Annotated in this window: 9 protein-coding genes; 3 read left to right on the top strand and 6 right to left on the bottom strand. The window is 33.9% G+C overall.

What is annotated here, in order from left to right:
- Window positions 1-337: 337 nt before the first annotated feature.
- From IRZ80_RS09130 to thrA, 4 genes are all read right to left on the bottom strand, one after another.
- Complete coding sequence (locus tag IRZ80_RS09130; protein ID WP_194641254.1) at window positions 338-3,877, bottom strand: SIR2 family protein; 3,540 nt, start codon at window positions 3,875-3,877, stop codon at window positions 338-340.
- A gap of 342 nt (window positions 3,878-4,219) precedes the next feature.
- The gene (gene thrC / locus IRZ80_RS09125; protein ID WP_194641253.1) at window positions 4,220-5,512 is read right to left on the bottom strand and encodes a threonine synthase; all 1,293 of its coding nucleotides are present in this window, start codon (window positions 5,510-5,512) and stop codon (window positions 4,220-4,222) included.
- A gap of 155 nt (window positions 5,513-5,667) precedes the next feature.
- Complete coding sequence (locus IRZ80_RS09120; protein WP_194641252.1) at window positions 5,668-6,588, bottom strand: homoserine kinase; 921 nt, start codon at window positions 6,586-6,588, stop codon at window positions 5,668-5,670.
- Window positions 6,589-6,639: 51 nt separating this feature from the next.
- Window positions 6,640-9,087: a bifunctional aspartate kinase/homoserine dehydrogenase I gene (gene thrA, locus IRZ80_RS09115; protein WP_194641251.1), complete on the bottom strand. Its 2,448-nt coding sequence runs from the start codon at window positions 9,085-9,087 to the stop codon at window positions 6,640-6,642.
- Between the two features lie 645 nt (window positions 9,088-9,732).
- Between thrA and hutH the strand changes: the two genes are divergently transcribed.
- Genes hutH through IRZ80_RS09100 form a run of 3 tightly spaced genes read left to right on the top strand, consistent with a single transcriptional unit; the run spans window position 9,733 to window position 13,318 of the window.
- Window positions 9,733-11,247 carry a histidine ammonia-lyase gene (gene hutH / locus IRZ80_RS09110; protein ID WP_194641250.1) on the top strand — a complete coding sequence of 505 codons (1,515 nt, stop codon included), beginning with the start codon at window positions 9,733-9,735 and terminating at the stop codon, window positions 11,245-11,247.
- Between the two features lie 50 nt (window positions 11,248-11,297).
- Window positions 11,298-11,942 (top strand): DUF47 domain-containing protein, encoded by a 645-nt coding sequence (locus IRZ80_RS09105; protein ID WP_115812441.1) that lies wholly within the window; start codon window positions 11,298-11,300, stop codon window positions 11,940-11,942.
- Between the two features lie 29 nt (window positions 11,943-11,971).
- Complete coding sequence (locus IRZ80_RS09100; RefSeq protein ID WP_194641249.1) at window positions 11,972-13,318, top strand: inorganic phosphate transporter; 1,347 nt, start codon at window positions 11,972-11,974, stop codon at window positions 13,316-13,318.
- 302 nt (window positions 13,319-13,620) lie between these two features.
- On the opposite strand, the gene IRZ80_RS09095 is transcribed toward IRZ80_RS09100, so the two are convergent.
- Together IRZ80_RS09095 and rimK are read right to left on the bottom strand one after the other, a co-directional pair.
- Window positions 13,621-14,136 (bottom strand): DUF421 domain-containing protein, encoded by a 516-nt coding sequence (locus tag IRZ80_RS09095; RefSeq protein WP_194641248.1) that lies wholly within the window; start codon window positions 14,134-14,136, stop codon window positions 13,621-13,623.
- 90 nt (window positions 14,137-14,226) lie between these two features.
- The gene (gene rimK / locus IRZ80_RS09090) at window positions 14,227-15,597 is read right to left on the bottom strand and encodes a 30S ribosomal protein S6--L-glutamate ligase (RefSeq protein ID WP_194641247.1); all 1,371 of its coding nucleotides are present in this window, start codon (window positions 15,595-15,597) and stop codon (window positions 14,227-14,229) included.
- Window positions 15,598-15,679 lie beyond the last annotated feature (82 nt).

The raw sequence follows: 15,679 nt of genomic DNA, 5'->3' as shown, positions 1-15,679 counted from the left end.
CCGTAGCTCGAAAGTGCTCGTTCAACCACTTTGACAGACCACCTTTTTTGAAAAAAAGGTTTTTTTGAATATTTTGCGATAAAAATCCCGTGTTGCTTTTTTATATGCTTTGTCGATCTCTCTGCGGGTACAGAAAAAATTTCTGCGCTAATGTGGGTTACATATCAAGGATGTTCGGGTAAAAAGTCGGGAGACTTTTAAGAGATTTAGAATTTATAAGAGCATAAAAAAAATGCGCAAAGTCAGAGACATTTGCGCAGCAGTGTAGTTTTTTTATGGGAACACTTAGGAGAGCGGGGAGTAAGATATCCAGTTATCAGGATTTACCAATTATCATTTAGTAATCTGTCGCTCTTTCTTTAAAAGTTTTTTCCCATTTTTCATTATGTTTATTTACATATTCTTCTAATTCATTAACTGGATAAAACGAGTAAGTGAAGCTATAATCACTGTTTTTGTTATTGTATAAATTATCGAATAAATGATGAATGTATCTATAATAATACTTTTTGCTTAATTCTAATCCTTCATTTATGTATTTATCATATTCGTCGTTTTTAGATTCCTTTAAGTATTTGCAATAAAAATAAAGTGCTTCTAAATAGTAATATTTTATATGAGACAAGTTGTGTAAAGCTTTTTTAAATAACAAATGTTTTTCGTCTATAGAATCAGAAATAAATGCAAGCATTAAATCTTTTAAACCTTTTGTATATGGATTAGTTACAACCAACTTATTTAACTCTTTTCTATCAATTTTTTTAATTTTAGATAGAGTATAAGTTGATTGCATTATCTCTAAATGTTCTTCAAGATATAATGAGCTTATATAGTTCTCTAGTTGTTCTACATTTAAACGATTAAACATTAATTCATATTCAAAAAAATAAAAGCCATCCTTTTGTCTTGAGATAGTGTTTGGAATACCTAGATAAAAAAAGCTAGCGTCTAAATATTGAGAAAAATCATCATTGGCAATATGAGATTTTATTTTACTGATTGTATGACCCTCCATATTATGTATACTTGCTATAATATTCTTGTATCTGCTCTCTATATATTCTTCATTTTTCAAATTTCTATTTTCCAATTCTTCAGGTGTAAATAAAAGGGATAGTTGCGAATAGGAATTTTCAAATTCTTCAAAAAAATATGTTTTATTAAGCTTGATTACCTTAATTAAAGTTTCTGCGTGTGGCAAATCATTAAAATATTCTTTAGTTGAATTTAATTTTTTGTAAAATTCTTTTATCTGTTTTTCATTAACTATGAAATCTTCTAAATCATAAATGTAATTTAATAAGTACTTTTTTTCTGGAACTGGTCCTTTTTCTTGTAATTGTATATTTGGTATGTAGCTAAATACATTTAGCAGATTATTTTTAAAATAATTGTAAACTTTTAAAGCTTCAGAAGTATTTTTCTTTCTTTCAATCAATTCAATTAATTCAAGTATATGGCAATTAAACATATAGGCGTCTAAACAATATATTTGTTTAGACTCATTTTGTTTTTTTGAGAACTGGTATTCTGCAAATCTTCGAATTATTGGTTGTAGTTGTAGAGTGCCATTGTAGTCCTCGACAAGAGATTTGTTACGTAATATTCGTAATTCTTTATCGCTTATATTATTTGATGATGTTTTTTTCTCAAAACACTTTTTAAAGTTAGATAAACCAATTCCATCAGGGAAAAGACTCAAAAGTTCAAACGCAATTTTTTCTTTAGAATTTAGTGTTGTATATGAATAATTGATTGATTGATAAATTGATTTAGTTCTTTCTATGTTTAGATCAGCTTTATGCTTAAATACAGAAGAAAAATCTTCGTTTAGAGACTCAAAAAAATGTTCTTTTATTTGATCACGAAGCTCTGAAATATGTTTAAATCTTGTTCTTGATTTCGTTACTAATTTTATTGCTAAAGGATTATTATTGAGTAATTCTTCTAATATTTCTTGTCTTAATATTCTTATTTCTGACTCGTTTTCTACTTTACCATAATCTAATTCAAATAAAGATAAAGCATCATCTGTGGCTAGGGGAGCTAAAGAATATAAGTCTTCAAAATCATCTAAATTCGGAATTTTTTCTCTAGAAGTAATGACAATATTTGCAAAATCTGTAGCAAACTTAATTAAATCTATAACTTCATTATATTCTAAATCATTCAATGAGTTAGCAACAGTTTCAAAATTATCTAATATGATAAGAGCATCTAATTTTCTTGAGCTATAGTTTTCAATTAAGTATTCTTTGAAATTTATAATATTCCTTAAATTAAAAGCATCATTCAGAAGTTCTTCAAAGTCCTCAAGGCTTTTTATGTTTTCACAAGAATTAAATGAAACCCCTTCTTTAAAATATCCTCTATTATATAATTCATAAGAGACTTTTTTAATTAATGTTGTTTTCCCTGTTCCTCCTGAAGCCTTAATATTTAAAACCTTATTACTTCGAACGATGTTATGAAGTTTTGAGATTATAGATGCTTGTTCTTCAGTTCTTCCAATTATATTTTTGAGTGATTTTTCACCAATATCCAAAACCCTATTGTTCGAATATATTGATGATTTTTTTGAAGAACCTTTTGTGAACTCTAACGTTGTCAGTTTAGACAATCCAATTGAAATTTCTTCATTAGGATTGAATTCTAAATCTTTGTTTCTTAAAGCTTTATAGGCAAATTTTCTTATTATAGCTCTTTTGTATGTAGATATATTAATAGTATGGAAATTTGAAACAAGTTCAATTTTATCATTTGTGATAAATATTATTGGAATTTTATCATTTGGAATGTGATTGCAAATCTCTTCTGCAGTCATTAAATCGCTTTTGAGATTGTCATCTTCAATATATAGTTTATCCTTAAATACTTTTGTTGCAATTATTAGAATATCATAATCATCTATCGACTCTAAGGTCCTAGTATTTAAATAGCCTGTAAAGAGATTGATGTTTAGATCATCTAGACAATTTTCTATTACTGATAACTCTGAATCAAGTAAGAGGTCTAAAGGTAGTGGCTTCAAAAAAGCAATTCTAGGTATTTTAGAAAATTCTTTCTTGTTGGTTATTGCAATTTCGTCAAAAGAATTTTTTAATTCTTTTTTAAAATCTAAACAATTTTCAAAAAAGGTATCAATGTCGGTTTCATAATCCTGAATAATCAAAGACTTTAGAAATTTATACTTTTCAAAACCATTTTCTTCTTTTGTTAAAATATAATGATGATTGTGATTATCAAAAATTGTATCTAGACTTGAAAAAATCAAGTTTATGTCAGGGTCATTGAAGCTGAAACCTACGAAAAGAATCGTTTTGTTTATAAAAATAGATTTTAGCTTTTCTTTAGATGAAGTGTCACCGCCATATAATTTCCTATAATCATCACTAAAAATAATACAATTATCTGGTTCTGTATAACAGCCGTGTAGTTTGAAAATGTAAGATTTACTTGATTTAGTTATTTCGCTAATGTTAAAATTAGAAGTAGATTTCGAAGGAATAATCGAATTTGAACAAGCTTCCTCAAAAGCATTATCATAATTGGTTGTAATTATTGCATCAGTTACTTCTAAGATTTTTTTATGTAATAAAAAGTCCTGATTTTTATCTATTTTAAAGTTTTGCTTTATGTAGGAACGAACTTTTGTATGTTCACTTTGAATCTTATCTAAAACTTCAATTGGAGTTAATATTCCACTTTCTAAGACTGGGAGTAAATCATCAAATTTTTTTTCATTTATATTATTTATTACATTCTTTGTTAATTCTTTCCAAGACGGCAATTTGAATTTTGTAGATAAACCAGAACCTGCAAAAATCACAAGTCTATTATTTTTTATTGCTTCTTGAATTTCAAGAGGTATATTCATTTTATTAAAGTTATTTTATTCATGTAATATGCTAATAAATATATACCTAAATTTGATTATATAGTTAAAATTTTATTACTTTTTTCAAATATATATTTTTTTCTTACTATTTTTTAAATTTTATATTGAATTGTAGTCTTTTAACTTTTGGACAAGAATAAAAAATGTTGTTATTTGAATCAATGTCCCTTAAATATATAATGTCGTCATAGCCCTGATGGAAGCGACATCCTGTGTGCCTGGGGTTCGGGCACACAGATACAGCGGACAGCAGGATTAGCTCCAAAAAAAAACGACTGAAATAATTCTCAGTCGTTTTGTATGTGGTGCTATATTTATGGGTTATCCTAAGAAAGCTTTCAAATCATCGTAAGTTTTAATTTTTACGCTTACTTTTTCTTTGTTCATCACGCTTTCAATTTGTTTAGGAAGCGGTAAAGTAACGCCCAAAGCAGGTTCTACTACGTCTAGGAACTTGATAGGATGTGCTGTTTCCAAGAAAACACCAATGGCGTTTGGCTTGTTTGCCAATTCTTTTTTCAATCCTAAATAGCCAACAGCTCCGTGTGGTTCTGCGATATATTTTCTATCGTCATTATAAATATGCTTCATCGCTGTTAAAGTTTCAGCATCGGTGAAAGTATAGGAAGTGAAATCTTTTTCGAATTGTGCCAAATCATTGTTGTACATTTCTTGGATACGAACAAAGTTGCTTGGATTTCCTACGTCCATAGCGTTTGAAATCGTTGCGATAGATGGTTTCGGGTCGTAAATTCCGTTCACAAGGAATCTAGGAACGGTATCATTTACATTGGTAGAAGCCACAAAATGATCGATAGGCAAACCTAATTTCTTGGCAATGATACCCGCGCAGATATTCCCGAAGTTGCCGCTTGGACAAGAGAAAACCAATGGTTTGTTTTGACTCTTTAATACTTTGTAAGCAAAGAAAAAGTAGAACATTTGCGGTAACCAACGCGCAATATTGATAGAATTCGCCGAAGTCAGGTTTTTGTGCGTTAAAGTTTCATCCAAAAACGCTTTTTTCACCATATCCTGACAATCGTCAAAAACACCATCTACTTCAAGTGCTTTAATATTTTGTCCCAAAGTGGTCAACTGTCTTTCCTGTATGTCGCTCACTTTTCCGGAAGGGTAAAGGATTACGACATCAACGCCGTTTACGCCAAGAAAACCGCTCGCAACAGCTCCTCCCGTATCTCCGGAAGTTGCCACAAGAACCGTGTTTTTAGCATCTTTTTTGTCTTTGTTGAAATAACCCAGGCAACGGGACATAAAACGCGCTCCTACGTCTTTGAAAGCCATTGTTGGCCCGTGAAATAATTCAAGGGAATAGATTCCGTTTTCAACTTCCACAACAGGGAAATCAAAGCATAAAGTTTCGGCAATGATTTGTTTTAAAGTTTCTGTTGGGATTTCGTCTCCCACGAATTGTTTGATAGCTTCAAAAGCAATTTCTTCGTGCGATAAATTCTCAATTGAATCAAAAAAACTTGATGCTAATGGTGTAATGCTCTCAGGGAAATACAATCCTTTGTCGGCTGCTAGTCCTTGTATTACTGCTTCCTGAAAAGAAACGTTTGGGGCATTATGGTTTAAACTGTAATATTTCATTGTTATTTACGATGTTTGATATACGATGTGCGATATTTTGGATATATGATATGTGATAAAGGAATTTTAGATTTTGATGATTTATGAAAGACGATATTTGATTTTTAGTTTTAACATTTATTATTTCAAACATCGTCTATCGGATATCGTACTTCTTAAATTATTGATATTCCTTCGTCATTCACTTTCGAAACGTGAATTTCGTAAGGCAGATTCATTTCTTCGTAAACGGCACTCATGGCTTTGGCAATTTTATCGGCGTTTTCTTTTCCTTTGCTTAAAGCGAAAATAGAAGGTCCTGAACCCGAAATTCCTGAACCCAAAGCTCCGTTTTCATAAGCGGTCTGCTTGATTAAATCAAATCCCGGAATCAGCATAGAGCGGATCGGTTCAATGATTTCGTCATGCAGAGAACGCCCGATTAGTTCGTAATCCTGAGTGTAAAGACCGGCTACTAATCCGCCGACATTTCCCCATTGCGTAATGGCGCTTTTCAGCGAAACGGTTTGTTTCAATACCGAGCGGGCATCTGATGTTTTCAACTCAATTTGTGGATGAACCACCGTTGCATACAATTCGGATGGGCTTTCGATTTTGATAATATCCAAAGGATTTGAAGATCTTACCAACGTAAAACCTCCCAAAAGGGCAGGGGCAACGTTATCTGCGTGAGCGTTTCCGCTGGCTAATTTTTCACCTTGCATCGCAAATTTTACCAATTCTTTTCTAGTGAAAGGACGACCCAATAATTCGTTGATTCCAAAAACAGCTCCCGCAGAACTCGCCGCACTGCTTCCGATACCGCTTCCGGCTTTGATGTGTTTGTAGATTTCGATTTCAAAACCAAATTCGGTTTCCACTTCTTCCAGCATCGCCAAAGCAGCAACACCTGAAACATTGTTTTCGGTTTCCATTGGCAAATCGGCACCTACGATTTTGGTAATGCGAACTCCTTTTTCATTAGACTTGCGAACAATCATTTCGTCGCCTTGAGTAGCCAGACAAAGCCCAAGTACATCAAAACCACACGAAAGATTCGCGATGGTGGCGGGGCAGAATAGTTTTATTTCTTCCATTTTTATTGCATGCGTACAGACGCGATTAATCGCGTCTCTACCGATTTTATATTACACATTACCTATTCTAATCACATCGGCAAAAATTCCTGATGCTGTAACCGCCGCACCGGCACCGGCACCTTTTATCAATAATGGCTGATCCACGTAACGATCTGTGTAGAATAAAACGATATTGTCTTTTCCTTCCAGATTGTAAAATGGATGATCTTTTGGAATGAATTGCAAACCTACGCTTGCTTTTCCATTTTCAAATTGAGCGACAAATTTCAATCGGCTTTCTTTTGCATTGGCTTCTGCCAAAATAGATTCAAAGTGTTTTGCATGTTCTTTTAACGAAGCGAAAAACGCATCATTATTAGTTGTTCCCATACATGCTGATGGAAGGAAAGCTTTGTTCTCAATATCTTCAATTTCCATTTGATAACCGCTCTCACGAATCAAAATCAGGATCTTTCTGGCTACATCAATACCGCTTAAATCAATTTTTGGATCAGGTTCTGTAAATCCCTGAACGCCGGCTTCTTTTACAACGTCATGAAAAGTATTGTTTTCATCAAAATTGTTAAAGATAAAGTTTAAACTTCCAGACAAAACAGCTTGAATTTTATGTACTTTATCACCAGAAGCGATTAGGTTTTTAACCGTGTCAATGATTGGCAATCCAGCCCCGACATTCGTTTCAAAAAGGAAAGGCGCATTGAATTGACGCGACAAACCTTTTAGTTTTTTGTAATTATCATAAGCCGATGAACAGGCAATTTTGTTACAGGTTACTACAGCAACATTCTGTTTTAAATACTGCTCGTATGTTTTAGATACTTCTTCATTGGCAGTAATATCAACAAAAATACTGTTGCGTAAATTAAGTGCTTTTACTTTTGAAATAAATTCTTCCTTGTTGGCTGTTTCTCCTTTTTCCAAAAGTGACTGCCATTCTTTCAAAGAGATTCCGTCTTCGTCAAAATGCATTTTTCTGGAATTAGAAACCGCAATAACTCTCAGGTTTATTTTCAGGTTTTCTTTTAAGAATTTCTTTTGCTGGTGGATCTGCTCGATGAATTTTTCACCCACATTTCCAACACCCATTACAAACAGGTTTAACTGTTTAGTGTTTTCTTCAAAGAAGTTTTCGTGTAAAGTATTCAGTGCTTTTTTAACGTCTCTTTCGTTAATAACTACCGAGATATTTCTTTCCGAAGCACCTTGGGCAATCGCACGGATATTAACATTGTTTTTTCCTAAAGTACTGAACATTCTGCCGCTTAAACCTTGGTGGTTTTTCATGTTTTCGCCAACTAAAGCGATGATACAAAGATTTTGCTCTACAATACAAGGATCAATTTTGTTTTGGACAATTTCGATTTGGAATGCTTTGTTGATTGCAATTTCAGCCGTTTCAGCATCCGAATTTGAAATACCAATACATATAGAATGCTCTGATGAAGCCTGAGTAATAAAAATTACATTGATGCTTTCATTAGACAACACTTCAAACAATCGTTTTGAAGAACCGGCAACACCAATCATTCCGGAACCTTCCAGAGTAATTAAAGTAATATTGTCGATATGTGTAATTCCCTTTACAGGATTGCTGTGGTCAGCAGCGTTGTTTGAAATCAAAGTTCCTTCGGCTTGCGGCTCGAAAGTATTTTTGATATATATTGGAATGTTTTTTCTTAAAACCGGCTGAATTGTCGGCGGGTACAATACTTTGGCACCAAAATGAGACAATTCCATTGCTTCTTGGTACGAAATTGTGGCAATTGGCTGCGCCTGTTTTACAATTTTAGGATTAGCAGTAAACATTCCGTTTACATCAGTCCAAATCTCTAAATCACTTGCGTTTAATGCTCCTGCAATGATTGCAGCAGTATAATCAGAACCGCCGCGTCCCAAAGTAGTATGGATTCCATCTTCGGAAGTTGCAATAAAACCAGGCATTACAACCACTTGATTTTCATTTGAAGCAAAAAAATCAGTGATTAATTTATTTGTAATCTCAAAATTCACCGCAGCTTTACCAAACTGATTATTGGTTTTAATCAATTCACGGCTGTCTTTGTAACTGCTGTTTTTTAGTTTTTGTTTTAAGGCTTCGGCAATGATGAATGATGATAATAATTCTCCAAAACTTAGGATAGTATCCAAAGTTCTTGGAGATAATTCGCCCAGAAGAAAACAGCCGTCAAGCAGTGTTTCCAAATGGTTGATGATTCTTTTAATATGACTTAATAAACCGCTCTGCTCACTAACAGGAGTCAGCTGTTTAAGTGCTTCTAAATGTTTTTTCTCGATTTCGGCAGCAATTTCTTTAAAGCTTTCGTCGTTGGATGCAGCTTTGGAAGCGGCTAACTGCAGTAAATCGGTTACTTTGCTTAAAGCGGATACAACAACAACAAGTTTTTCATCTTGTGCTTTATTAAGAACTATGTCTAAAACTAATTTTATGTTTTCTGCATTGGCTACCGAAGTACCGCCAAATTTTAATACTCTCATAAGAAGTTTATTTGTTTTATGTAATTTTTAAACCGCTGTTTTAATTGTTACTATTTGAAAATCAGCAATTTTGTATTTTTATTTTTGATTGTAAAAAGATTTCTATACACCCATGACTTTCTTTCTTTAAAGAAAAAGTACAATAGCTGGATTATATGTAAAATGTATACCCCTAAGGGGTAGTAATTGTTGTAGTAGATGTAGTTGTAACAGCAAGAGCAACCCAAATTTGAGTTGTTACCGAAGGATGATATGTGCTGTTAAAATTCTTCATTTTGATTTTCCAAAAGTACTGTTTTTTATGAAAAAAGAAAGCTTTGTTGTTCGTTTTTGCGAATAGTTTAATAATTAAAATTCAATAGTGATTCAAATTCAATATTGCGCAATTTATTCATTTGTTTATTGAGATTATCTTTATTTTCTGCTGAAGTTTTTTGCAGTTTTGCCACTGATGTAATGGCTGAATCGTACCAGTTTTGCTTTAAAAACGATAATCTGGTCTTTGGAATTTTTTAAAATTTAAGTAACAATCAGCTTCTGTGGCGGTTTTTAGACTTTGTATCGTCTTAAATTTTAAATTATTGTTATAAAACGTTGTTTTTTAACAAGGTTTTGTGGAATTTTGAACACTTAAAATCAGATAAAATGGAGAATACACATTATATAAGTACCGAATTGCTTTCTTTTGAAACACTGCAGGAGATTATTTCCCATCATAAAACCATTGTGCTTTCCGAAAATGCAAAAACGAATATTCTAAAGTGCAGAAAATACCTTGATGCTAAAATGGCTTCGCATCCAGAACCTATTTATGGAATTAATACTGGTTTTGGTTCGCTTTGTAATGTGAAAATTTCAAACGAAAATTTGTCAAAACTCCAGGAAAACCTTGTGAAATCACACTCTTGCGGAACAGGTGAAGAAGTGCCGAATGAGATTGTAAAAATAATGCTGCTTCTTAAAATACAATCGCTGAGTTATGGTCATTCGGGCATACAATTGGAAACGGTGCAGCGATTGATTGATTTTTACAATAATGATGTTTTGCCAGTAATTTATACTCAAGGGTCACTTGGAGCATCAGGAGATTTAGCCCCTTTGGCTCATTTGTCACTGCCTTTATTAGGAGAAGGGGAAGTCTGGTTTGAAGACAAAAAAGTAAATTCGGCAGAAGTATTAAAACGTTTTGAGTGGAAACCGATCGTTTTGAAATCCAAAGAAGGTCTGGCGTTGTTAAACGGAACGCAGTTTATGAGCGCTTATGGAGCTTATATTGTGATGAAAGCCAATAAGTTTTCTTTTTTGGCTGATTTAATTGGAACAATATCTTTGGAAGGTTTTGACGGCAGAATCGAGCCTTTTAATGAGCTGATACATTATATAAGACCGCATAACGGGCAGATTACTACTGCTAAAAGAGTAAAAGAATTTCTCGACGGCAGTGAAATCATCGAACAGCCAAAAACTCATGTTCAGGATCCGTATTCGTTCCGCTGTATTCCGCAGGTTCATGGCGCTTCCAAAGATGCTTTTGATTATGTGAAGAAAGTATTCAAAACTGAAATTAATTCAGTAACGGATAATCCTAATATATTTATCGAAAGCGATCAGATTATTTCCGGAGGCAATTTTCACGGTCAGCCATTGGCTTTGGCACTTGATTTTATGGCGATAGCTTTGGCAGAATTGGGAAGTATTTCCGAGAGAAGAACCTATCAGCTGATTTCCGGACTGCGCAATCTTCCTGCTTTCCTGGTAGATAATCCAGGTTTGAATTCCGGATTTATGATTCCGCAGTATACGGCCGCAAGTATTGCCAGCCAGAATAAACAGCTGGCAACTCCTTCAAGTGTGGACAGCATTGTTTCCAGCAACGGGCAGGAAGATCACGTGAGCATGGGAGCGAATGGGGCAGTAAAATGTTTGAAGGTAATGGAGAATCTGGAACGTATTTTAGCCATTGAGCTGATGAATGCTTCACAGGCAATTGAATACAGAAGACCTTTAAAGTCAAGTGATTTTATTGAAATGTTTTTAAAATCCTACAGAAATGAAGTGCCTTTGGTTAAGGAAGACAGAATTTTACATTATGATATTGAGCAAACAGTGGACTTCTTAAACAGTTTCCAAATCGAAGATGATTTGTTAACATTGGCTTAACATTAGCTTTAAATAATGAAGTAATTTTGCACTACATAAAAATTAAACAAATGTCATTAAATAGTATTTTTCAATTTCTGGTTCCAAAGGACAAAAAATTCTTCCCTCTTTTTGAAGAAGCATCAAGTAATTTAATTGAATTAGCTTCAAATCTGCACGAAGCTGTAAATCTTCCTTTAAAAGAAAGAGAAGCTTTATTTCATAAAATAGATGAATTAGAGCAAAAAGGTGAAGATATTACCCGTCAGACTAATTTAGAGTTGAGCCGTAACTTTATTACTCCTTTTGACAGGGAAGATATTCACTCTTTGGTAACTTCGATAGATTATGTAGCGGATTATCTTCATGGAGCTGCTTCAAGAATGCGTTTGTATCAGGTGGATAAAATCACAAAATCAATCCGTAAAATGACAGAAATCAATCTGGAAGCCTGTCAGAATATTGATGTTGCTGTAAAAGAACTGAAAAACCTGAGCAACATGAAAACGATTACCAATGCTTGTGCAAAAATCAACAAGCTGGAGAATAAATCGGATATGGTTTATAATAAAGCAGTTTTTGAAATTTTCGAAAACGAAACTGATGCTAAAAATATCATTAAATATAAAGAAGTATTGTCAGTTTTAGAATCAGCAACTGATAAATGCAAGAGTGTTGCCAGTGTGTTAGAATCTATTACAGTAAAACATTCTTAATTTAATCTATTCATTCTGAAGATATTGATATGACTTTACTATTAATTATTATAGTTCTAGCATTAATTTTTGATTACATCAATGGTTTCCATGATGCTGCCAATGCTATTGCTACTGTTGTTGCAACCAAGGTTTTATCTCCTTTTCAGGCGGTGCTTTGGGCTGCTTTTTTTAACTTTTTGGCTTATTGGGTTTTTGGTTTAGGTGTTGCAAATACCGTTGCGAAAACTGCAGATTCAAGCCAAATTGATTTAACAGTAATTCTTGCAGGTGTTGTTGCAGCTATTATCTGGAATTTAATTACCTGGTGGCAGGGAATCCCTTCTAGTTCTTCACATACTTTAATTGGCGGTTTTGCTGGAGCAGCGGTTGCTCATGCAATCTCAATTCACGGATTTTCAGACTATACAATCCTAGAAGACGGTGTACAGCATACTAAACACTGGTATGATATTGTAAGCTGGTATAAAGCAGGGAAAGACGGCGGTATGCCTTCCGGAGTTGTGATTATCATAGCATTTATTGTTTTGGCACCTCTGCTTGGAGCATTAATTTCATACTTAATTTCTATTTGGTTATTAAATGCCTCAAGGAAAAGTATTCTGCCTAAACTTTTTACAATTGCATTGATGATAGCGTCAATATGGTTTGTATATGGACAGATGGTTCCTTTTGAGAAAATTGAAAAACCTCGTTTCGAGTCTCATTTCTGGAGTATTCTATTCGAGTCACATAATATCAAATGGTTTTTAGTAGCTTTTATAATACTTTCAATTTCTACATTTGCTTTGCTGTTTAGCAGTTTGAATTTACACAAAGCCGATGCAGTTCTGAAAAAAATGCAGCTGCTTTCTTCTGCAGCATTTAGTTTAGGTCACGGAGGAAATGATTCTCAAAAAGTAATGGGAATTATCGCAGCAGCGGTTGCGGTTTATATTAAAACCAGCGGTGTTGATATAATGAATCTGCCGGAATGGCTGCAGGTTGTTCTTCCAGATGACGATAAAGGCATCAAAGGAGTAATGCCGGAATGGATTCCTCTAGCATGTTATACAGCTATTGCGGTTGGAACATTAAGCGGTGGCTGGAAAATTGTAAAAACAATGGGTTCCAAAATAACCAAAGTAACCTCTTTTGAAGGTGTTGCTGCCGAAACTGCAGGAGCTTTGACACTTTATTTTACTGAGCATTTTAAAGTACCGGTAAGTACAACACATACTATTACAGGATCTATTATCGGGGTTGGATTAACGAAACGCATCTCGGCAGTTCGCTGGGGAGTAACAGTAAGTCTGCTTTGGGCTTGGGTACTTACGATTCCAGTTTCAGCATTGCTGGCTGCATTGGTATATTGGATTCTAAAAGTATTTTTGTAAAATCTATACTTAACATATAACGAAAAACCATTCATATTCGAATGGTTTTTTTATGCTTTAAAATGAATTTTGCTATTTTTTTGGAGCCAGAAATTTTCTGCAAGAAGCAACTGTTGTCCCGCTCTTCGCTGTAATCTTTTGTAGAGACGGGTTTCAAACCCGTCTCTACAAAAGGATTTTTACTTCGATCGGGGCTAGATTAGAAATTTAGTATTTATTTCAACTTTCTTAAAATTGAATTTAAGTTAAACGGGGCGGTAGTTTTTATAAGTAATACGTTTAGTAATCTTTTAAATAAAGTACTAATTACCCCGAACTAGATTTTTGTGATTTTTTCTTCGTTTGTAATGAGTCTGCTTTAAGTTTTTATCACCAGTAATGATGCTTATATTTCCATCTATTTCAAGCATGGCTAGTTTTACATCCTTAAAATATTCGACACCATGCTCTCGCATTGCTTCTTTTAATTCATCTGAAGTAATATTTAATTTGCTTAGGTTTTTAAAATCTAAAGTCCCGTTATGAATTAAAATTTCTGGTTTTTCGAGAAAGAAATCACTAAATTTTTTATAACGGTATATTAATTTCTTCAATACAAAATTAATCACAAACAGAATTGTCGCAGCGGCCAAACCTCCCCAGAGTGTTGTGTTGTTTCCAACCATTGCATTTTGAACCGAATTACTTATCAGCAGAATCAAAATCACATCAGAAGTATTAAGCTGTGATAATTCTTTTTTGCCAAAAAGACGCAGTGCAATGACCATAAATAAATATACGGCTGCACTGCGGATGGTGATGTCTAAATATGGATTCATTTTTTTAGATTTAAGTATTCAGATTCCAGGTTTAGTATTTAAGTAACAGATGATATTGTAATCTGTTATCTGCAATCTGCAATCTAAAATTTATCTTATTTTAAAGTTCTTCTCAATTGCTTTGATCATTTCACCAGCAATATCTTTATTAGTAGCACCTTCAATACCTTCAAGTCCTGGCGAAGAGTTTACTTCGAGCAGCAATGGTCCTTTAGAAGAACGGATAATATCTACACCGGCTACTTTTAAGTCCATGGCCTTTGCAGCTTTTATAGCAATCTTTTTCTCCTCTGCGGTTACTTTTATGATAGAAGCAGTTCCTCCCAAATGGATATTCGCTCTAAATTCTCCAGGCATTGCTTCTCGCTGGATAGCGGCCACCACTTTGCCGTCAATTACAAAACAGCGGATATCTTTTCCATTGGCTTCTTTTATAAATTCCTGTACTAATATATTGGCATTTAGGCTTTTGAAAGCGTTAATTACACTTTCAGCTGCTTTTTTTGTTTCTGCCAATACGACACCTTTTCCCTGAGTTCCTTCAAGTAATTTTACAATAAGCGGTGGTCCGCCAACCATTTTGATTAGATTGTCGGTATCCAAAGGTGAATTTGCAAATCCAGTTGTTGGAATATCAACGCCGTGATTCAGTAATAACTGCAGTGAAAACAGCTTGTCTCTCGATTGTGTTATAGCGGTTGATGAATTTAAACAAAACACTTTTAACGCTTCGAATTGTCTTGTTAAAGCACAGCCGTAAAAAGTAATGCTGGGACGGATTCTTGGTATAATAGCATCAAACTGATTTAAAATTTTACCACCGCGGTAATGAATTTCGGGAGTTTTAGCATCGAGTTTCATGTAGCATTCCTTAATGTTTAAGAAATGCATTTCATGGCCTCTCATTTCGCCGGCTTCCATAATTCTTTTATTGCTGTATAATTCAGGATTGCTCGCTAAAAGGCCAATGCGTAAGCCTGAACTGGCTTTCTCTGAGTTTACGTATAATTCCTGAAGACTTTCGATAGTAGGCTGTCCTAAGAGGTATTTTTGTTCTGGATCAACAAGGATTCTCCCGCTCATAGCTTCTCTTCCTAAAAGCATTCTGAAACCCATGGAATCTCTATTGGTCAGTGTCATTTCGATAGGCCATTTCGATTCGCCAATAGCTATACTGGTTTGAATGACATAACGGTGTTCCCTAAAACCGCTGGAGCTTTTTACGATACGTTTGCCAACCAAAGGAGCCTCACAGTGAATAACTGTTTTGATATTATTTTGTATGGGGTTGATGTCAAATTTAACCCAATTGGCATCATTTTTTATAAATGGAGCAATATTTATGGCATGCAAAGCAGATGTTTTGGCACCGGAATCTACTCTTGCTTTTATTGTAGGAATTCCTAATTCTGGAAATGAGCACCATTCTTCGCTGCCCAGTATGACTTTATTTTGTACCATAAATTAATTTTGGTTGTTTTTTTATATAATTCAAATGTAAATATTTGTTTTTAAAAAATACGAAATTATCCTATAAAGAATA

The organism is Flavobacterium sp. HJJ, assembly GCF_015351475.1.
GTDB classification, from domain to species: domain Bacteria; phylum Bacteroidota; class Bacteroidia; order Flavobacteriales; family Flavobacteriaceae; genus Flavobacterium; species Flavobacterium marginilacus.
Note: the sequence above shows the minus strand (reverse complement) of the source record. Positions and strands in the feature narration are given on the sequence as shown.

Excerpts from the sequence above, each read along its gene's own strand:
- hutH (WP_194641250.1), top strand. The coding sequence starts at position 9,733 with ATGGAGAATACACATTATATAAGTACCGAATTGCTTTCTTTTGAAACA.
- IRZ80_RS09100 (WP_194641249.1), top strand. The coding sequence starts at position 11,972 with ATGACTTTACTATTAATTATTATAGTTCTAGCATTAATTTTTGATTAC.
- IRZ80_RS09130 (WP_194641254.1), bottom strand. The coding sequence starts at position 3,877 with ATGAATATACCTCTTGAAATTCAAGAAGCAATAAAAAATAATAGACTT.
- thrC (WP_194641253.1), bottom strand. The coding sequence starts at position 5,512 with ATGAAATATTACAGTTTAAACCATAATGCCCCAAACGTTTCTTTTCAG.
- thrA (WP_194641251.1), bottom strand. The coding sequence starts at position 9,087 with ATGAGAGTATTAAAATTTGGCGGTACTTCGGTAGCCAATGCAGAAAAC.
- rimK (WP_194641247.1), bottom strand. The coding sequence starts at position 15,597 with ATGGTACAAAATAAAGTCATACTGGGCAGCGAAGAATGGTGCTCATTT.
- IRZ80_RS09095 (WP_194641248.1), bottom strand. The coding sequence starts at position 14,136 with ATGAATCCATATTTAGACATCACCATCCGCAGTGCAGCCGTATATTTA.
- IRZ80_RS09105 (WP_115812441.1), top strand. The coding sequence starts at position 11,298 with ATGTCATTAAATAGTATTTTTCAATTTCTGGTTCCAAAGGACAAAAAA.
- IRZ80_RS09120 (WP_194641252.1), bottom strand. The coding sequence starts at position 6,588 with ATGGAAGAAATAAAACTATTCTGCCCCGCCACCATCGCGAATCTTTCG.